The sequence below is a fragment of the Bacillus cereus group sp. BfR-BA-01347 genome (assembly GCF_022663835.1).
Classification (GTDB): Bacteria; Bacillota; Bacilli; order Bacillales; family Bacillaceae_G; genus Bacillus_A; species Bacillus_A thuringiensis_K.
Genome location: NZ_JAKUGG010000002.1, coordinates 209,389 through 228,339 on the forward strand (window position 1 = coordinate 209,389; position 18,951 = coordinate 228,339).

The window sequence follows — 18,951 nt, forward strand, 5'->3', positions numbered from 1 at the left end:
GACTGCCACTTCATGGCAGTCTTCTCTTTTTCATCTATTATGTGTTTTATCATATGTGATTTTACTTTTAAAGGTTCCATTTTTCCCTTTAAAAACATAGGAAATAGCACCTTGCTCGTCCGTGCGCCATATCGCACTCCCCATCTTCTCAAAACGCTCTATCACTTCTTTATGCGGGTGTCCATACCTATTCTGCTTACCAACAGATATAATCGCTACACGAGGCTGTATGACGTTCAAAAAAGGCTCTATAGATGACGTATTACTCCCATGATGAGCAACTTTTAAAACATCTACTCGTAAATCTGGATATGCCTCTACTAAAATCTTCTCCCCGTCTTCTTCCAAATCGCCTGTAAATAGCCACTTCAGCCCTCCAAATTTTGCCCATATTACAATTGAAGCGTTATTTTCGCTTTTTTCTTTTCCTTTTGGAGCTAAAACGAAAAATTCTGCTTCATTTACACTCCAATTCTCCCCTTCCCCCACTTCAGTTATTTTCATTTCCTTTTCTAATGCCTGTTTCTTTACTACTTTTTCTAATACTGCATCTTTTCCCTTCCGGCCAAATACCACTTCTTTTACAGGTATATATGATAATAATTCTTGCGCAGCACCTATATGATCTGCATCTCCATGCGTTACGATTAATTTATCAATTGTTTTAATACCTTCTTTTTGTAAATAGGGTATTAAAATATCATTCCCAACAGAAAATTCATGCTTTTTTTGCTGCCATTCTTCCTTATTCACACGAAGCGTTCCACCTGTATCAATAAGATAAATTCCTTTATCATACGGAAGGCGAATTAATATTGCATCACCTTGTCCAACATCAATAAATGTTACACTTCCGCTTCCTCTAAAATATGGATATACATAATGACATGTGCTAATAAAAAGAAATACACTGGCAACTATACAAACTATTTTTTTCGGCGCTCTCCTTTCCCAAACCATCAATATACTGACAATACTCGCGCAATATACAGCTACAAGATTGAAGGGCGTTTTCCCGAAAATAAGCTGGGTAAATGGTAAACTTTCACAATAACTCAGAAAATCATTAGACATACTCAAGCCTATTGATAATATATCCGCAAATTCTTTTGCGAGAAACGGGACAATTGGCATACACAGTAAAATAATAATGCTACATGGTAATACAATGATAGATAAAAACGGAACGTATAAGAGATTGAGGAGAATGCTATATGGAGAAAAATAACCAAAGTGATATAACAAAATCGGAGTACTAACGAGCTGTGAAATGATAGAAATATAAATAGAATTTCGGATTACTCCGTTGCTACTCCCTAACAATAACGGAGCAGACAAAAGTAAAGCGAAGCTACCTACAAAAGAAAACTGAAATCCAATATTAAAAACAAGATAAGGGTCATATATAAGCATACATATAGCTGTTACACTTAAAGCATCTAAACTAGATAAACGAATCGAGCACATAAAAGCAATCAACATCAAAACTCCTGTTATAGAAGCTCTTATAACAGAGGGTGACGCCCCTGCTAAAACCATATACAAAGGAATACAAACGATAAGGCAAATTGTTGCTACCTCCCTTGTCACACCGCTTCTTAGCAAAATAAAATATACTATCACCATTAACAATACAATGTGCGAACCTGAAATTGCTAACAAATGTACAAGACCAAATTGTTGATATTGCTCTTCCACTTCAAACGTCATTTGTTGTCTATCACCAAATAGTAATGCATTCATAAAAGCACCTGATTGCTCTGGAAACATTTCTGTAACTTTCGAGATTGCTTGTTGCCTCAAAAGAAGAATCCATTGCGTGAGCGATAGTGATGTTTTATAGCATTCAGAAATATATGTAGCCTCAAATGTGAAATAAATATGTTGTTTGTATAAATAATCACGGTAATTAAAACCATGAAAATTCCGAGCTGTTTCCGGTTCTTTCCTCTCACCCTCGAATACACATGATATCCCTATGTATAATTGTTGCATTTTTTTCTTTTCCAAGGCTGATTTGATTCTATAACTTAACTGCACTATATTTTTATTCTGATCTTCAAATTGAAAAGATAGGCGATCCCCATTAACAAGCGGTGTATTTTGTATAACCCCTCTTGTAACTCCATAGGACTCCCCTAGAGGCTTATTCCACGTTTGAACATAGGAAGTGTATATAGCGCTACTAAAGCACGCTACAATACAAAAAATGAAGGTTTTACGCGAAGTGCGATATAAACAGAAGAAAACATTTAAAAAGAGGCAAAAAACTATCAATAAAAGTGACGAGGAAAAGGCAATTGCAACCCCTATTATAAACGAGATTGCAACATACCCCCATTGTTCCTGCAACTTATACTCACTCCTTATAGCATCATTTTTGCTTTCGTGAATACATGCTGTAATTCTTCCATTGATAAATTATCTTTTTCTAAAGGCGCAAATAATTCTTTTAACTCCTTATAACGTTTTTGCTCCTCTAATGCAGCAATATCATATTCTAGCGGAACGTGCTTCACTGTTACATTCGCTTGTTCGAATAATTCTATGGCGTATGGATGATTTTTATAATCCTGCGCATAATAAACCGCTGTAATACCACTTTGAATAATTGCCTTACAACATTGTAAACAAGGGAAATGCGTAACGTAAATTTCTGCTTCCTCTGTTTTCGCACCAAACTTGGCACATTGTAATAAAGCATTCATTTCGGCATGAATTGTCCGAACACAATGATTATCGATTACGTAACAACCATCATCTATACAATGTACACCACCTTTAATTGAACCATTATATCCACCCGCAATAATTCGTTTATCGCGAACGATTGTTGCTCCTACCGCAAGCCTTGTACATGTACTACGTAACGATAGTAGATGGCTTTGCGTCATAAAATATTGATCCCATGAAATTCGTTCCATATTTTCACCTACTTTTTTGTCTACTTGTAGTGTAGCGAAAGAAGAAAAACTTCGTCAATCTTTTACGGAATAATAATTTGATCTTTTATCTTTTCAAGAGATTTCGCACCAATCCCATCAATCTCTAATAAATCTTCTATTTTCTGAAACGGACCATGCTCTTCTCGATATTTCAAAATACTTTCTGCCTTTCTAGAGCCAATCCCTGTAATTTTTTCTAATTGCTCTTTCGCCGCTGTATTTATTCGAATCTTGCCATCTTCCTTAGAAGAAGTAAGCATCCCTTGTTCTGACTCATTTTTACTCGGTATATAAAGAAGCATTTGATCTTGTACAATTTGTGCTAAATTCACTTTTTTCATATCTACCTCTGATAAAAAACCACCAGCCTTTTGAACCGCATCCTTTACGCGATCTCCTTCCTCCATTTCATATACCCCTTCTTTATTAACCGCTCCTTTCACATCAATTATAATTGTTCTTTTCTGTTCCTTTGTATCCGACATTTTCGGTTTACTCTTTTTTTCTATATCCTTCTCTTGTACATTCATTGTAATAGGCGTTCGTTCTACACTCTGATTCGTTTTCCAAAAAACAAGAAAAAGTAAAGTTCCAATAATAGCTACTAAACCTAACCACTTTTTCGGAAAATCCCACATCATTTTACACCTCTAATCATAAATTTATAACATCATTCATATTGTTTAGGAGAAAGCTGTTACGAAGGAGGGATGAAACTTTGAACATAGGAATTATAGGGACAGGAAACATGGGGAATATACTAATCGATGCATTTTTAGAAACCCGTGCTGTCAAACCTTCGTGCCTTACAATCATTAATCGGACGCCTGCCAAAGCATATCATATAAAAGAAAAATACCCTTCTGTTCATATAGCAAAAACTATCCCGGAAATAATCGAACAATCACAACTGATCTTTATTTGTGTTAAGCCGATAGATATATACCCTATCCTAAAAAAATACACTGAACATTTTTCTGATGACACGTGCTTAGTTTCTATTACAAGTCCAATATCTCCATCACAATTAGAGACTCTCGTACCTTGCCACGTCGCGCGTATCATTCCAAGTATCACAAATCGCGCGCTCTCTGGCGCCTCACTATTTACATTTGGAGATAATTGCTCTGAAGAATGGCAACAAAAACTACTTCGTCTATTCAAAAATATTTCGACACCTCTTGTAATAGAAGAAGATATAACGCGCGTTTCATCTGATATAGCAAGTTGCGGTCCTGCTTTCTTTAGTTATTTACTACAATGCTTCATTAACGCTGCTGTAGATAAAACAAATATTACACACGAAGAGGCTACTACTTTAGTAAGTGAAATGGTCGTGGGGATGGGGAAATTACTTGAAAAAGAAATCTTCACATTACCTACCTTACAAGAAAAGGTTTGCGTGAAAGGCGGCGTTACTGGGGAAGGCATCCGGGTTTTAGAAGAACACGTTGGAGATATGTTCCATAAGTTAATTGAGCGAACACATGAAAAATTTGATGAAGATTTAGAATGCGTTGATCAGCAATTCAATAAACACACATAATAAATACGTCATTTTCATTCCAAATCCTTTTTATAAATACTTACTTTTTTACAATACATTTTCACTTCAACTACTATTCCCACACTTTACGCATACAATCTTCAGATTATGCTAGAACTAAAAATACATCTTCTTTATAAAACAAAAGCAACCTTCTCGGTTGCTTTTGTTTTATCCGTTTTTCTTCGCCATGAAGAAAATACGCTCTGTTTGTTCTGTAACTTCAAGTCGCTCAAAATCACCTGTTACACGAAGCACTGTAAAACCTGCTTCTTCAAGCCATTTCGTTAACTCTTCCACTTGATATGCACGTTGCACGTGACATTCGTCAAACCGATGGTACACATCTTCTTCCGGATCTTGAACAAAGAATGTTAAATCATGCTCTACACTATTTGATTCTTCACCAGGGAAGCAATTCCAAATAAGAGATATTTCTTCTCCATTTACTGTATACGTTTCATTTTGAAATACATGATGTATTTTATATAAAGAATGTACATCAAATAAAAACAAACCATCTTGACGTAAATGGTGAGATACTCTTCTAAATGTTTCTTGTACTCCATCTTCTTGCAATACATAATTTAATGAATCACAAAAGATGGTTACACAATCAAACTCACCTGGAACATCAAGCTCGCGCATATCTTGTTGATAAAAAGGAATAAAGTATCCCTCTCCTCCTAGTTTTTGCTGAGCGACTGTTAACATTTCTTCTGAAAGATCGACACCTATTAAATCGTAACCCTTTTGCACAAGCGGAAGGGTTACATTACCCGTACCGCATGCTACATCAAGAATTTTTACCTCTTTCATATCTGCCTGCTGTAAACTTTCCTCTGTAAATTCCACCCATTTATCATAAGGGACATCATTCATTAGTTCGTCGTACAACAATGCAAATTGTTCGTATTTCATTGGCCTAACTCTTCTGTAATATCTTCACGTGGCACGTCGCCCCATAGACGCTCTAAATTATAGTGATTACGCTCATCTTTATGGAATACATGAGCAACTACATCTCCAAGATCAACTAATACCCAACGTGCTTCGTCAAATCCTTCCATACGTTGTACGTCGATTTGGAACTCATGTGCTTTTGATTTAATTTCACGTGCAATTGCTTGCACTTGTTTATCTGAATTACCGTGACAAATAATGAAATAATCTGCAATTGGTGAAATACCTTGCATATTTAGGACAACCATATCTTCTGCTCTCTTATCATCAGCTGCTTTTGCCGCTAATACTAATAAATCTTTATCGTTCATTTACTCATTTCCTCCTTGATAACTGCATTGTATGTTTGGAATGTTAATGGATAAATCGTCTGATCTTTTTCCATTAAAAATTGAATTGTTCTCTTTAACGCAAATAATAAAGCTTGATTTATATCCGTATATGCGAGTTTACGAGCCTCTTCCACTCCTGGAAACTTTCGCCCCGGTTCAATGTAATCAGCTACATAAATCACTTTATCTAACATCGTCATGTTCTCATGACCACTTGTATGATATGTAATAGCTTGCAAAATTTCAGAATCCGTAATGCCTACTTCTTTTTCTACTAAGTATGCCCCAACAGGTGCATGCCATAACTCTTTGTTATAGCAAAGTAAATCTTTCGGCAAATCTTTACGTTTAATAATCTCTTCCATCTCTGAAATTGCTCTACATTTCGCATAATCATGGAATATAGCTGCCATCTCTGCTTTTTTCTCGTCCACACCGTATAACTTAGCAAGCTCAATCGCTGTCTCCATTACACCAATTGTGTGTATATAACGTTTTTCATGCATTTGTTGTTTGACAATATGCAGTGCATTCTCACGATTCATACAACCCATTCCTCTCGATATATACCTGTACTTTTTCAGGAAGTAAATATTTACATGTTTTTTTCTCCTTATATCTCTCACGTAATAAGGATGAAGAAACTGCAAATTCCGGAATTTCCACTGTAGTAATCTTATATGGTGTATGCAATGTATACCCAGGTCTTGCAACTCCAACAAACGTTACAAGATTAAGTAAAGCTTCAATGTTATACCACTTCGGTAAATACTCAACCATATCCCCACCAATAATAAAGTGAAACTGCACATCCGGATACTTCTTCGTCAATTGTAACATAGTGTCATACGTATAAGATGGGCCCTTCCTACTTAGCTCTTCTAAACAAATAGAAAAGTGTTCTTCTGCCTCAGTCGCGAGCTCTAACATATGTAAACGACTTTCCACACTTGTAATATTCCGCCCTTGTTTATGTGGCGGAATCTGGTTTGGCAAGAACCATACTTCTTCCAAGTTCAAAGCGTGATATACTTCATTTGCAATTAGCAAATGTCCATAGTGAGGCGGATCAAATGTACCGCCAATGATGCCAATTTTCCTCAAAAGAAACGCCCCTTTCTTTTACATACAGCAACTCTCCTCGGTTAGGAATGAAGAGAGTTGCTATTAATAAAAGTTCAATTGGTTTCGCTCTGTACATCATTACGCATCAGCAATAAAAATAGCGCATGCTAGTCTTTTTATCGAGGAAGCTTAATTTGTTTATTTTCTCTTGATTCTTTGTATAAAACGATTGTGCTTCCAATTACTTGAACGATTTCAGCACGTGCACCTTTTGCAAGTTCTTCTGCAACCTCACGGCGATCGAATTCACAGTTCTGTAGCACACTTACTTTAAATAGCTCACGAGCTTCTAAAGTATCTGCGATTTGTTTAATCATATTTTCATTTACTCCGCCTTTTCCTACTTGAAAAATTGGTGTTAAATGATGTGCTTGTGCACGTAAAAATCTTTTTTGTTTTCCTGTTAACATATATGTTAGCCTCCAAGCTTTCTTATAACTAATTGTTTCATTCGTTCGATATTTGGCGCGCGGCCTGTCCACATTTCAAACGCAAGTGCACCTTGATAAACAAACATATCAATACCATTTTGAATGATTGCACCTTGCTCTTTCGCCTCGCATAAAATTTTCGTTTCAAATGGGTTATAAATTATATCTGATACAATCGTTCCTTTTTTTAACGAAGAAATTTGTAACGGCGTATGTTCAACGCGTGGATGCATACCTATCGTTGTCGTCTGAATGATAATATCATAATTCCCTTGCTCTTCTGTTGCTTTTTCTAAAGATAAAGGAACAGAATGAACAGTAGCCGTACATGCAGCAATAAGTTCTTTCGCCTTATCTACTGTACGATTGGCTACATCAATCTCTTTCACACCTACATCGGCAAGAGAAAAATAAATCGCTCGACTAGCACCACCTGCGCCAAGCAATAAAATACGTTTCTCTTGAAGTGGTTCACTACTAACGGACTGCAATGCTCGGACAAAACCAATTCCATCTGTATTGTAGCCAATCAACTTTCCACCCTTATGAACCACTGTATTTACCGCACCAATTTGTTTTGCTAGCGGGTCAATCTCATCCAAATAATCCATAATCGCAACTTTGTGCGGAGTTGTTACATTAAATCCTGAAATACCTAATGCTTTTAAACCTCTTACTGCTTCCCCTAGCTCTTCCTCTTTAACAAGAAAGGCATGATAATGGGCATCCATATTCAAGTGTTCAAATGCATCGTTATGCATAACGGGTGATAGTGAATGTCCAATTGGATTTCCGATTACACCATATAATTGTTTCATAAATCCCTCTCCATATTAAATTAAAGATTTACGCAATGAAACACTTACTCCTTTTGGTACGTGTGCAACAATTTTTGCTCCCGGTTCGTTCACAGTAACCCATCCTAATCCAGAGAATACAACATCCGTTTTTGGTTCACGAATATTAAACTCGTATTTCACTAGCTCTGGCATATTTTCTAATTCTTCTGGTGTTGGCGGGCTTAGTAAATCTCCAGCATGATTTTTATATAATTCATCTGCTTTCTCAAGCTTTGTACGATGGATTGTTAAACGATTCGAGAAGTGACAAGTAAATGCACGACGACCGCCACTTACATAATCAAAACGTGCCAGTCCACTAAAGAACAATGTTTGTTCTTCATTTAATTGGAACACCATCGGCTTAATTTCTTTTGTTGGTGTAATAAGCTTTAAGCTTTGTTTTCCAACATAGTGAGCCATTTGATGGTGGTTAATAATACCTGGCGTATCATATAAAGAAGATTCTTCATCTAACGGGATATCAATTAAATCAAGTGTTGTTCCTGGGAAATGAGATGTTGTAATTACATTTTCAGTCTCATCACTAAATTCTTTAATCATACGATTAATAAATGTCGATTTCCCTACATTCGTACATCCAACAACATAAACATCTTTGCCGCCGCGATAATACTCAATAGCCTCTGCTAGTTCAGCAATTCCTTGTCCCTTCGCTGCACTAATTAAAAAGACATCTTCTGGTTTTAATCCTAGCTGCTTTGCACTATAGCGCATCCAATGCTTTACTTTATCATGTTTTACTGACTTTGGAATTAAATCAGCTTTATTTCCAACAAGTAATACTTTATTATTTCCTACGAAACGATGTAAGCCAGGTAACCAGCTACCATTAAAATCAAAAATATCTACAATTTTGACTACTAATGCATCTGATTTTCCAATTCCATTTAAAATGCGTAGGAAGTCATCATCTGTTAACGATACATCTTGAATTTCGTTATAATGTTTCAAGCGAAAACAGCGTTGGCAAATGACTTGTTCTTTTTCTAAAGATGAGGCAGGAGCATACCCCACTTCGTTTTTATTTTCTGTTTGAATTTCTACACCGCAACCAATACATTTAATTGTTTCAGTCAAACTTTATTCCTCCCAGTTAATTAAACCTTTTTTCTTCATATTTTTCATAATTCTTCGTTCGATTTTTCGATTAAAGCGCGTTACTAATCCGTCCGTTTGTGCCACCGGTACAACTAAAATTGTATGAAGGCCTACTCGGTTTCCACCAAGCACGTCAGTCAGTAACTGATCTCCAATTACTACAACTTCATCTGGCTGCAAACGCATCTCTTGTATCGCACGCTTAAATGCGCGAACAAATGGTTTACGTGCACTATGAATAAATGGAATACCTAATGGATCAGCAAAATCTTTCACACGTTGCTCATTATTATTTGAAACGACCGTTACTTGGATGCCTTGCTCTTTCATCTCCAAGAACCATTTTTCAAGTTGCGGCGTTGCATTAGGACGATCCCATTCAATTAAAGTGTTATCTAAGTCAGTAATAACGCCTTTAATCCCACGTTTTTTTAAATCTTCTGGTTGAACATGATATACATTTTTTACATATTCATTTGGTAAAAATAGTTTCAATTTCTTTCACCTCTTTGAGGATTTTTCATAAAATTTTTCGACAACATTTTTCGATATATAACCTGTGGATAAAATTGTACACATTTTCCACATTAATTTTTCAGTTAATTTGGAATTTACTAACAAACTATACACACTTTATCCACCTAGGTATGTGGATAACCACTCGTTTGTGGCTGTCATATTTTTTTGGTACATTAAATGCATCAACGAATCAATCCTTATATTATTAGGAGGTGACTCACCTTGAAAACAAAACATATGGAACAGTTATCCACTGAGTTACTCACTGAGTCTTATTATAAAGCAAAAGAACTAAAATTAAATCCCGACTTCATTTTACTTATAAAACAAGAAATCATTAGACGCTCATTAGAGGACAAGCTTGTCAAATCATCTTGATTACATATAGAGTGAAAGTTTAATCAGCCCGTACCAATTAAACAGTTAAAGGATACATTATTGGATGCCCTGTAAAAAGAGCCATCCTACGATGGCTCTCGAATAAACAAGTACTCCCATCTAGGGGATTTCATCATTAAGTATCTTTGCCCATAACTCTTACTTACGGTTATAAAAGCTTTTCTTTATTTATGAGCTAAGCGAGTAGCTATTTTTTCACCAAGACGAAGCTCTTGTCCACTCTTTAATTCCTGCACTACTTCTATCATATCTTTTTCAAACAATAACACAACTGTTGAACCAAATGTAAAGTATGCCATTTCTTCACCTTTTTGAACAGTGTCTCTCTCATGCAAAAGCTCAATACTATTAACAAACATGGCACCTACTTTTACAAGAGCCATATGCTCGCCATCACTGCTTACTTCTGTAACAGAACGATAATTTTTTGACAGTGGTTCTTTCCCGTATTCCATACCAGCTGCATTTACCGGATATGATTTTCTACCGAGTACAAATCTTTCAGTCACAGAACCAGAAAGCGGACTATGAATACGATGATAATGACTTGGGCTTAAATAAATAACCATATATGTACCACCTGCATATCGCTGTGCACGTTCTTCATTACCTAGCATATCCACAATCGAATAACGCTTTCCTTTAATATCAAATGTTTTTGTATCCTCAATAGGACCATGATCTGCAAAAACACCATCAACAGGACTAACGATACTCGATGCATCTGCATCAATACTACGCTTTCCTTCTTTTAGCTTACGCGTAAATAATTCATGCAATGTTCTATATTCCTTCAAACCCTTTTCCATCTCATCTTGATTAATTTGAAAAACTTTCGCATACGATGGAATAATGATAGAGCTCAAACGAGATTGTGCAAATTTACGTAATATATAAGAAGTAAAGCGACCATTTGTAAGTTCTATCATAAGTCGATATAATGTACGTCGCAAATTGCGAAACCCCCTAATCAGTCTATAACTTTAGTTTTCCCTTCTTTTCTTTCTATATCATATGTAAAATTGGTTCTTATTCCCACATATCATATAAAGCAGCCTTATTATACATACAGAAAACTAAGTATGGTATTATTCTTAAATTATTTAGCACCTTCTAATATTACAGATAGAATCCGTCATTTTCAACAGTGAACATGTATTTCTTCTTAGCATAACGCGTTTTCTTTTCTTATTTACAATAAGAAAAGCAGCCCATTTTAAAATATGGCTGCTTCTAATACACTTTACTCTTTCGCTTTTTTCTCTTTCTCTGCCCTTACAAACTCGTGGAACATTTTCATTAAAGCACGCTTTTCGATCCGTGATACGTAGCTTCTAGAAATACCAAGTGCCTTAGCGATTTCCCGCTGTGTTTTCTCCTTATCTAGCCCAAGTCCAAAACGTTTCACAATCACTTCTTTTTCTCTTTCGTCTAAAATATCGATATACTCTTTAATTTTTTCTAACTCCATACTAAGCTGAATCATATCAATTACATCTTCAGACTCTGATTTTAATATATCAATAAGCGATATTTCATTGCCCTCTTTATCTTGCCCGATTGGATCATGAAGTGAAACATCTTTTTTCGTTTTCTTTAGTACACGTAAATGCATCAAAATTTCATTTTCAATACAGCGTGCTGCATACGTCGCAAGCTTCGTTCCCTTTCCTGCAGAATAGCTCTCGATCGCTTTAATGAGCCCGATCGTACCAATTGAAATTAAATCTTCTGCATCTTCTCCTGTGTTCTCAAATTTTTTAACGATATGAGCTACAAGCCGTAAATTATGTTCAATTAAAAGATTTCTCGCTTGAGCATCACCTTGCTCCATTAACTCTAAGTACTTTCTCTCATCATCTGATGATAACGGCTGCGGGAACGCATTATTCTTTACATAAGAAACAAAGACAAACACTTCTCGAACCATGTATCCAATTGCGGCGAATAGACTCAAACCTTTCACCTCCGCCAAAATAGTGGTCTTTATTATGTGTATGTGGGCGTGAGGTTGTTTGTGTCTGTACAGTTTATTTATAAAACTCAACACTTCCAACATTTAAAATATTTTATCGTTATATTATAATTAAATAAAATTGTTATTTATATGAATATGCTATTAAAGGGGACACTATTCATGATTACATTAGATAGATTATTAAATGTAACAATTTATTTAGGGGTATTTTTACTTTTCATTTCGTTCATTACTTTTGTTATTAAAAGAGGGCCTGATTTATTATTTTTTCAATTTGGAATTTCTTTATTTTTTGGAGCTCAAATTATAACTGGAATAAATTTTTTTCATAACTATGGTTTCTCGTTTCACTCAAAACTAGAACTACTTATCTTTATTTTCTATGTAATTGGAATTATTACATGTATACTACTGTTCTTTCACTTTCAAAATCCGTATCGAATTTTTTTATTAATTTGTAGTTTTTTATTTTTAACTGGTTCCAATTATTACTTTAAAGAAACATTAAATTTTAGTAAAAAAACTCCAAATCAACATAAAACTTTTTTAAGTACACAAGAAGACTCTTTTCCAAAAGAAGTCCGTAAATTTTCAGAGGATTATAATAACATAATAAGGAATGATTTTTATGAAATACCGATGATTCCTACTGAATTACAGATTACAAGCAAAAAAGATTCTTCCCATAGTACATCTTTCTTAGTTGAACTTCATAATAGCGAGAATGAAATTACTGATGACTCTGTACAATTAACTCCATCAGACCGTTTTTATATACTGTTAAATACACAAAAAACAAAAATATCAAAAATAGTATATGAAGGGCAGAATTTTTTCACATTTACAGTCACACTAAAAGCTTTTAATTTACAGCAAGAACCAGAAATTCATAATATGTTTTTAGAAATAGATAAACGTAGAGCGATGAATCTTCTTAATTTTGAAATTAAAGCCCATACTAAAGAATGGAACGTAATATTTAAAAGTGATAATTCTTCTTCCCATCTTCCTATCACATTTACTTTTGAAAAACGAACAGGCAAAGTATAAAAATAAAAAGAGTTATTTTCTTTGAAAAATAACTCTTTTTATTTTACTTACTCCAAATCTTTCTCCCAGTTTTGGCATCAATATAACGAATTTCTCGACTACCGTCGAAGAACTCTTTATAATTCTCATCCGTTGTTTGTTTATACAGCAATTGATATACCGTTTCCTCTGCATCATGATCTACAAACCATTCTAATTTAACTCGGATAGCCTCTCTGTATATTTCTAATGCTTTTTCTTTTGTTACTTTTGGTGTTGTTTCATATGTAAGTAATTCTTTTATAAAGTTGCCACACTCTCCAGAGTAGTGCATCACAGCACCATTTTCTGCATTGATGTTGATCATAATATATTTCCGCTCTACATGAATGTCATTTACATAGATTGAAAAGGAAAACCTCTCTATCCCCTCTTCCTCCTCATAATTATCCCAAAGTTGAACATACTTTGTCGCATCTGGGATAATATGCTCTAAAAATTGAAGTGCCTTGCTTAAACATTGCTCTCTTGATAAGATTGTTTTCCTTTTTTTCTCATCCTTCCACATAAAAAAAGAAAGCAATTGATTTGTTTCTTTATCTAGAGTAATTACAACGAATTCATCATGTTTCAACATTGGAAAATGTTTTTTATAAAACTCATCCATTGAATATGAATCCTTCTCTTCTATTTCTTTTTGTAATTCTTCTTTTAATACAAATTTTATCCGGACTTCATCCTCATCTACTTTTTCATCTATTTTGACAAACTTCCCCTTGCCCCAATCAAATAAATCAAACACATCTTTTTTTTGACTACTCTTTAGCGGTTTATCAACAAGTACTGTAGAAGGTAATTTATAATGTTCTGGCCCGTATAAATCTTTGCCTGTACTTGCATCAATAAATGCATGACTAGGCTCTGGTTCATATACAAGATGGTACCCTTTTACTTCTTCCCCGTTTTCATACTCCCACGAAGAGTATGTTAAATCTACAAATACAAGTCTCATATCTTGTCTAGCTTTCAAATTTTCTAAAACGACATTCTCCTCAACAATTTCACTTGGCCATGACGGCTTTTTCTCTATCGCTTTTTGTCCATTATAATGGAAATTCACAATATTTCCTGAAGGATGAACTCGCACAACACACCCTGTATTCGGCAATGGATAGCCATTCACTTCTTGCATATAATTTACTTCTTTCCAACTGCGCCTGTCATCCTTAACAGTTACATATGTATAAAATTCAGATCCTTCTTTTGTATATTTTTTTAAGAATGTATTTGCAATCGCTCTTGCTTTATTTTCCTCTATCGCTTCCTCACCGCTCGAAAAAGCTTTTTCATCCTCTATCCTAAGGTCAACTAAACTACCAGTATGTCTATTCAACGTAATCTGTATTGTTCTCTCCTCATCCGCTTTATGCTCCCACCATAATAGATGATATGGGTCATCCACACCTTCTTGATCATCTACAACAAGCCTATAATCATCTGGAATGTTAATAATATGAGCCACCTGCTCTTTTCTTTCTTTATCTTTTTGATTCATCATACCGCTCCCTTTATTACAATTTAAGGTAATTATAACAAACACAACCAAAAAATATAAACAAAAAAAGACTAGAGATATCTCTAGTCTTCTACTTCGTCTCACGATGCAACGTTACTCGCTTTAATCGTGGACAATATTTTTTTAGTTCGATGCGCTCTGGATTGTTTCGTTTATTTTTTTTAGAAATGTAATTACGATCACCGCACTCCGTACAAGCTAGTGTAATATTTACACGCATATGTAATTCTCCTTTCTTTTTAAGATCGCAAACTAAAACGTAATGATTACGATTTATATATTATATAACTTCATTCTATTTGTCAATTACAAAACAAAAGGGTCTAAATAGAACCCTTTTGTTTAAGTAATCTATGCTTTGTATTAAAATGTTTCGTATGTAACAAACTCACTAATCGGCTTTCGATATCCTCGTGGGCGAGTTTTAGTCGTATCACTTTTTCCTATCGTAATCATTAAAACAGGTACTATATGCTCCGGCATATTTAATTCACTTTGTACTGCTTTTTCATCGAAACCAATCATTGGACATGTATCATAGCCATAATATTTAGCTGCGTACATAAAAGTCATCGCGCTTAACGAAGCATTTCTAATCGCTTCATCCTCCATGAAACGCTCTCCTTTTCCTTCATATAAACCTTTCGTTTGCCTAATTGTATCTTCATATTCACATTCATCAATCATTTTTAAAACTTTCATACCGAAGTAAATATTTTCAACATTTTGGTATGCTTTTTTATCACCACAAACGAGCACTACCGCTGATGCACTCGATACTTTATATTGACCGAAAGCTAATTCTTTTAATCTTTCTTTTCGCTCTTGATCACGAATTACAACATAATGTGTGTGCTGCAAATTATAGCAAGATGGAGAAAGCTTAGTTAACTCAAATATTTTTTTAAAGTCCTCATTAGAGATTTCTATACCTTGTATAAATTTCATTGCAGAACGTCTAGCAATTGCTAATTCTTCAAAGTTCACCATATATCCTCCTCAATAACTATAAATTTAACTATAAATTTAAATATACATTAATTTATACAAATAGATAAATAAAATAAAAACACTTTAAATTCGAATAATAATTATGATTAACAGCAAAAAAGACAAAAAGCTGAAACAATTAGTTCATACGAAATTCACACGAATCTATTACTATAGAAACTGTACATAGTGAACTTATTAACAATCACGTTTATTTATATAAAATCTTACTCGAAAGGAGTTGAAAGTATGAAAACTAAATATCGCTTTATGATCTCATCATTTGCTGCTTGCGCTTATATGATTTGGTATTTAGTATAATAACGACCTCACTTGCAAATAGGAAAAGGTGTGTATATAAATGGAATATAATCAATCAACAGTTAACTACTGGAAAGCTTTTGTATTACCATATACATTTGCTTTAGAAGAGTTAAAAACTAAATTTGAAATTATGAACCGGGAAGCTCAATTTCTAGAGGATTACAACCCGTTTGAACATATAAAAACAAGACTAAAACAACCTGAGAGTATTATTAAAAAACTAGAGCGCAAAAGCTTATTACCAACAGTTGAAAACGCTCAAACACATTTACAAGATATTATTGGTATTCGTATTACATGTTGCTTCGTAGAAGATATCTATCATTTGAAAGAAGTCATTCAAAAACGCGAAGATATGGAAGTCATAGAAGTAAAAGATTATATCGCTAACCCAAAACGAAACGGATATAAAAGTTTACACATGATTATTAAATACCCTTTATCATTAAATTCTGGTACAAAAGATGTATTTGCAGAAATTCAGTTACGTACACTGGCAATGGACTTTTGGGCAAGTTTAGAACACAAACTTTATTATAAATATGAAGGGAAAATACCGGAGTATTTAAAAGATGAACTACATGATGCAGCAATGAAAGCTGAAGATCTTGATAATAAAATGGCCACAATTCGTCAAGATATTGATGATATTGAGGCATGCTCAAATCAAATTATGCTACCACTATAAAAAAAGGTTCTCGCCAATGAGAACCTTTTTTTATACCATTTTGGGAAATATGACTCCTACACTTATTAAAGTTTCACGTTATTTTTTCTCTATTATTCGAACCTCTTCAATCTTCCATTTATCCTCTTCTTTTCCAAGGGCATACTGTACTTTCTTTTGAAGAGTAATGCTGTCGTCTACTTCCTTTTCTTTCGTTTCAACAATAACATACCCTACTTTACTAACTTTCATATCTATATGTTCCAATTCAATTTTCTTATTTCCCTTTTGAAATGCGGCTTCTTTTTGTATTTTTAAGTCTTCGGCACTAGGCATCTTCTTTGAAAATAACTCCATATGTTCTGCAAGATTTTTTTCATTCGTCGTTCGCACAAATGCATTAATAACATCTTGAATAGATCTCTCTTCTTCTTTTGGTATTTGTACCTTTTCCTCAGTTTTTTTAGTAGTAGATTTTTGTTCTACGTTATTCTCTTCTTGTTGACATCCAACTAGTAATACTACAAATACTAAAAGGAACCTTAATTTTCTAAATAATTTTTCCATATTCCCAACTCCTAAAAAGAAAAGTGAGGCATTTCGCCTCACTTTCGCTCTTAATTAGCGTCTTCCTTTATTCGGATCGCCACCGCCAACAATATCAAAGACACGTTTCGCTATATTTGTATTCTCTTGAACGCCAGAGAACAAGTATTTACCTGGACCAAATGCATACACGTTCACATCTTCCCCTGTATGTCCACCCGTTGTCCAGCCTGTAACCGAGCGCTTATTGAAAATATCTTCAATTGCATTATCAATCTTTGTTACATCTTTTGACGGAGCTATATCATTTACAGCTTGAATTTCTTCTGGAGTTAATTGTAAATCAATATACTTTTTCAATGTTTCTTCTACATTTGCACCTTTTGCAATCTCATTTGCCATAAAGTCTGGTGTGCGCTTTGCAGCTTTAATTGGTTCTACTTTAAAGTTATACTCGCCATTGGCACCTAAAGATAAGCCACCAGTAGCGTGATCTGCCGTTGCAACAACTAACGTATTTTTATCTTTTTTCGCAAACTCAATCGCTGCTTTGAAAGCTTTTTCGAAGTCTTCCATTTCACTCATTGCACCAACAATATCATTATCATGTCCAGCCCAGTCGATTTGACTTCCTTCCACCATTAAGAAGAAACCATTTTTATTTTTGTTCAAACGCTCAATTGCTGCATTAGTCATTTCTTCTAATGAAGGTGTTTTTTCATTACGGTCAATCATTTTATCTAATCCACCTGGTGCAAATAAACCAAGAATTTGATCATTTTTATCATTTAACAATTGATCTCTATCCGTTACATAGCTATAACCAGATTTCTTAAACTCTTCTGTAAGATTACGATCTTTTCTAACAAAGTTCTTTACGCCGCCGCCAAGCATAACATCTACCTTATGCTTCCCTTTAATTTTCTCATCAAAATAATCATTTGCAATTGCGTCCATATTTTTACGGCTAATGTCATGCGCACCGAAAGCAGCTGGTGTTGCATGTGTAATTTCAGAAGTTGCAACGAGTCCCGTTGATTTCCCTTTTTCTTTCGCTTGCTCAAGAACTGTTTTCACTTCCGCTTTATCATTATCAACTGCAATTGCAGCATTATATGTTTTAATCCCTGCTGACATAGCTGTTGCTGCCGATGCAGAGTCTGTAATATTTTCATGTTCATCTTCTGGGTATGTTTTTTGTGTTCCTACAAGATGCTTATCAAATTCTGTAGATTCCATTTCAAAGGTTTTCGGATTATCTTTCATATAACGGTGAGCCGTCATATATGAAGGGCCCATACCATCCCCAATTAATACGATAACATTTTTAATCTTTGCATTGCTTCCGTTCTCATCTGCATTAACCTCACTAGAACGAGTAAAATTCCATGTTGCTACCGAAGTAACTGCTAATGATGCCACAACTGCAAATGGCCATGCTTTTTTCACAAACTTTTTCACTGTCTTGTCCCCCTAATTAGGTTATTCATTTCCCACTATCAAATTTAATGGAAGACTATTAAGAGAAAATTAGCTGTATGTAAATTTTTTGTTAACTTATGTAAATATCAGTTATAATTTGTATAACTTTGTCTTTTGGTATCAATCATCCCGCCCTTT

At 34.6% G+C, this 18,951-nt stretch carries 22 protein-coding genes; 4 read left to right on the top strand and 18 right to left on the bottom strand.

All coding sequences use genetic code 11. The features are described from left to right. Positions 1-30: 30 nt before the first annotated feature. The 3 genes from MR143_RS04400 to MR143_RS04410 form a co-directional block, all read right to left on the bottom strand. The gene (locus tag MR143_RS04400; protein WP_199717669.1) at positions 31-2,352 is read right to left on the bottom strand and encodes a DNA internalization-related competence protein ComEC/Rec2; all 2,322 of its coding nucleotides are present in this window, start codon (positions 2,350-2,352) and stop codon (positions 31-33) included. A 14-nt stretch (positions 2,353-2,366) separates the two neighbouring features. Further along, positions 2,367-2,924: a ComE operon protein 2 gene (locus MR143_RS04405; RefSeq protein ID WP_000439771.1), complete on the bottom strand. Its 558-nt coding sequence runs from the start codon at positions 2,922-2,924 to the stop codon at positions 2,367-2,369. Between the two features lie 62 nt (positions 2,925-2,986). Beyond that, the gene (locus MR143_RS04410; protein WP_000989933.1) at positions 2,987-3,586 is read right to left on the bottom strand and encodes a helix-hairpin-helix domain-containing protein; all 600 of its coding nucleotides are present in this window, start codon (positions 3,584-3,586) and stop codon (positions 2,987-2,989) included. Between the two features lie 77 nt (positions 3,587-3,663). Here MR143_RS04410 and comER point away from each other — a divergent pair, with 77 nt between their 5' ends. Next, positions 3,664-4,491, top strand: a complete 828-nt coding sequence (comER, locus tag MR143_RS04415; RefSeq protein ID WP_001020553.1) for a late competence protein ComER — start codon at positions 3,664-3,666, stop codon at positions 4,489-4,491. A gap of 171 nt (positions 4,492-4,662) precedes the next feature. On the opposite strand, the gene MR143_RS04420 is transcribed toward comER, so the two are convergent. The 8 genes from MR143_RS04420 to MR143_RS04455 all read right to left on the bottom strand — a co-directional run bounded on the left by MR143_RS04420 (position 4,663) and on the right by MR143_RS04455 (position 9,798). Further along, positions 4,663-5,412 (bottom strand): class I SAM-dependent methyltransferase, encoded by a 750-nt coding sequence (locus MR143_RS04420; RefSeq protein ID WP_000873072.1) that lies wholly within the window; start codon positions 5,410-5,412, stop codon positions 4,663-4,665. Next, positions 5,409-5,765 carry a ribosome silencing factor gene (gene rsfS / locus MR143_RS04425; RefSeq protein WP_000998173.1) on the bottom strand — a complete coding sequence of 119 codons (357 nt, stop codon included), beginning with the start codon at positions 5,763-5,765 and terminating at the stop codon, positions 5,409-5,411. The genes MR143_RS04420 and rsfS overlap by 4 nt, the downstream gene beginning before the upstream one ends. Beyond that, on the bottom strand, positions 5,762-6,331 hold the full coding sequence (gene yqeK, locus MR143_RS04430; protein WP_074593431.1) for a bis(5'-nucleosyl)-tetraphosphatase (symmetrical) YqeK: 570 nt from the start codon (positions 6,329-6,331) through the stop codon (positions 5,762-5,764). The genes rsfS and yqeK overlap by 4 nt, the downstream gene beginning before the upstream one ends. Beyond that, on the bottom strand, positions 6,321-6,890 hold the full coding sequence (gene nadD / locus MR143_RS04435) for a nicotinate-nucleotide adenylyltransferase (protein ID WP_001226048.1): 570 nt from the start codon (positions 6,888-6,890) through the stop codon (positions 6,321-6,323). Before nadD ends, yqeK begins: the two co-directional genes overlap by 11 nt. Before the next feature lie 137 nt (positions 6,891-7,027). Beyond that, the gene (yhbY, locus tag MR143_RS04440; RefSeq protein WP_000955224.1) at positions 7,028-7,321 is read right to left on the bottom strand and encodes a ribosome assembly RNA-binding protein YhbY; all 294 of its coding nucleotides are present in this window, start codon (positions 7,319-7,321) and stop codon (positions 7,028-7,030) included. A 5-nt stretch (positions 7,322-7,326) separates the two neighbouring features. Next, complete coding sequence (gene aroE, locus MR143_RS04445; RefSeq protein ID WP_000812084.1) at positions 7,327-8,160, bottom strand: shikimate dehydrogenase; 834 nt, start codon at positions 8,158-8,160, stop codon at positions 7,327-7,329. Positions 8,161-8,175: 15 nt separating this feature from the next. Then, a complete protein-coding gene (yqeH, locus tag MR143_RS04450) occupies positions 8,176-9,282 on the bottom strand; it encodes a ribosome biogenesis GTPase YqeH (RefSeq protein ID WP_000140801.1) in 1,107 nt (368 codons plus the stop codon). 3 nt (positions 9,283-9,285) lie between these two features. After that, positions 9,286-9,798, bottom strand: coding sequence for a YqeG family HAD IIIA-type phosphatase (locus tag MR143_RS04455; protein ID WP_000765314.1), 513 nt, complete (start codon positions 9,796-9,798; stop codon positions 9,286-9,288). Positions 9,799-10,044: 246 nt separating this feature from the next. Between MR143_RS04455 and sda the strand changes: the two genes are divergently transcribed. Next, positions 10,045-10,200, top strand: a complete 156-nt coding sequence (sda, locus tag MR143_RS04460; RefSeq protein ID WP_000850094.1) for a sporulation histidine kinase inhibitor Sda — start codon at positions 10,045-10,047, stop codon at positions 10,198-10,200. 185 nt (positions 10,201-10,385) lie between these two features. Here sda and MR143_RS04465 read toward each other — a convergent pair whose 3' ends face one another. Then, positions 10,386-11,174: a phosphatidylserine decarboxylase gene (locus MR143_RS04465; RefSeq protein ID WP_001254988.1), complete on the bottom strand. Its 789-nt coding sequence runs from the start codon at positions 11,172-11,174 to the stop codon at positions 10,386-10,388. 290 nt (positions 11,175-11,464) lie between these two features. Then, positions 11,465-12,178: an RNA polymerase sporulation sigma factor SigK gene (sigK, locus tag MR143_RS04470; RefSeq protein ID WP_000051382.1), complete on the bottom strand. Its 714-nt coding sequence runs from the start codon at positions 12,176-12,178 to the stop codon at positions 11,465-11,467. Positions 12,179-12,328: 150 nt separating this feature from the next. Here sigK and MR143_RS04475 point away from each other — a divergent pair, with 150 nt between their 5' ends. Further along, a complete protein-coding gene (locus tag MR143_RS04475) occupies positions 12,329-13,249 on the top strand; it encodes a hypothetical protein (protein WP_003302736.1) in 921 nt (306 codons plus the stop codon). A 43-nt stretch (positions 13,250-13,292) separates the two neighbouring features. On the opposite strand, the gene MR143_RS04480 is transcribed toward MR143_RS04475, so the two are convergent. From MR143_RS04480 to MR143_RS04490, 3 genes are all read right to left on the bottom strand, one after another. Next, on the bottom strand, positions 13,293-14,786 hold the full coding sequence (locus tag MR143_RS04480; protein WP_050552457.1) for a YcdB/YcdC domain-containing protein: 1,494 nt from the start codon (positions 14,784-14,786) through the stop codon (positions 13,293-13,295). A gap of 88 nt (positions 14,787-14,874) precedes the next feature. Continuing rightward, positions 14,875-15,024: a 50S ribosomal protein L33 gene (gene rpmG / locus MR143_RS04485; protein WP_001265617.1), complete on the bottom strand. Its 150-nt coding sequence runs from the start codon at positions 15,022-15,024 to the stop codon at positions 14,875-14,877. Positions 15,025-15,167: 143 nt separating this feature from the next. Continuing rightward, positions 15,168-15,794, bottom strand: a complete 627-nt coding sequence (locus tag MR143_RS04490; RefSeq protein WP_000245986.1) for a nitroreductase family protein — start codon at positions 15,792-15,794, stop codon at positions 15,168-15,170. Between the two features lie 361 nt (positions 15,795-16,155). Here MR143_RS04490 and MR143_RS04495 point away from each other — a divergent pair, with 361 nt between their 5' ends. Continuing rightward, complete coding sequence (locus MR143_RS04495; protein ID WP_000456230.1) at positions 16,156-16,806, top strand: GTP pyrophosphokinase; 651 nt, start codon at positions 16,156-16,158, stop codon at positions 16,804-16,806. Between the two features lie 78 nt (positions 16,807-16,884). Here the strand turns inward: MR143_RS04495 and MR143_RS04500 are convergent, their stop codons facing one another. Both MR143_RS04500 and MR143_RS04505 read right to left on the bottom strand, forming a co-directional pair. Continuing rightward, on the bottom strand, positions 16,885-17,352 hold the full coding sequence (locus MR143_RS04500) for a hypothetical protein (protein WP_000413043.1): 468 nt from the start codon (positions 17,350-17,352) through the stop codon (positions 16,885-16,887). A gap of 54 nt (positions 17,353-17,406) precedes the next feature. Further along, on the bottom strand, positions 17,407-18,792 hold the full coding sequence (locus tag MR143_RS04505; RefSeq protein ID WP_000714913.1) for an alkaline phosphatase: 1,386 nt from the start codon (positions 18,790-18,792) through the stop codon (positions 17,407-17,409). Positions 18,793-18,951: the final 159 nt, after the last annotated feature.

Excerpts from the sequence above, each read along its gene's own strand:
- MR143_RS04490 (WP_000245986.1), bottom strand. The coding sequence starts at position 15,794 with ATGGTGAACTTTGAAGAATTAGCAATTGCTAGACGTTCTGCAATGAAA.
- MR143_RS04480 (WP_050552457.1), bottom strand. The coding sequence starts at position 14,786 with ATGATGAATCAAAAAGATAAAGAAAGAAAAGAGCAGGTGGCTCATATT.
- MR143_RS04495 (WP_000456230.1), top strand. The coding sequence starts at position 16,156 with ATGGAATATAATCAATCAACAGTTAACTACTGGAAAGCTTTTGTATTA.
- aroE (WP_000812084.1), bottom strand. The coding sequence starts at position 8,160 with ATGAAACAATTATATGGTGTAATCGGAAATCCAATTGGACATTCACTA.
- rpmG (WP_001265617.1), bottom strand. The coding sequence starts at position 15,024 with ATGCGTGTAAATATTACACTAGCTTGTACGGAGTGCGGTGATCGTAAT.
- MR143_RS04410 (WP_000989933.1), bottom strand. The coding sequence starts at position 3,586 with ATGATGTGGGATTTTCCGAAAAAGTGGTTAGGTTTAGTAGCTATTATT.
- yqeK (WP_074593431.1), bottom strand. The coding sequence starts at position 6,331 with ATGAATCGTGAGAATGCACTGCATATTGTCAAACAACAAATGCATGAA.
- MR143_RS04420 (WP_000873072.1), bottom strand. The coding sequence starts at position 5,412 with ATGAAATACGAACAATTTGCATTGTTGTACGACGAACTAATGAATGAT.
- MR143_RS04500 (WP_000413043.1), bottom strand. The coding sequence starts at position 17,352 with ATGGAAAAATTATTTAGAAAATTAAGGTTCCTTTTAGTATTTGTAGTA.
- MR143_RS04405 (WP_000439771.1), bottom strand. The coding sequence starts at position 2,924 with ATGGAACGAATTTCATGGGATCAATATTTTATGACGCAAAGCCATCTA.
- yhbY (WP_000955224.1), bottom strand. The coding sequence starts at position 7,321 with ATGTTAACAGGAAAACAAAAAAGATTTTTACGTGCACAAGCACATCAT.
- MR143_RS04475 (WP_003302736.1), top strand. The coding sequence starts at position 12,329 with ATGAATATGCTATTAAAGGGGACACTATTCATGATTACATTAGATAGA.
- rsfS (WP_000998173.1), bottom strand. The coding sequence starts at position 5,765 with ATGAACGATAAAGATTTATTAGTATTAGCGGCAAAAGCAGCTGATGAT.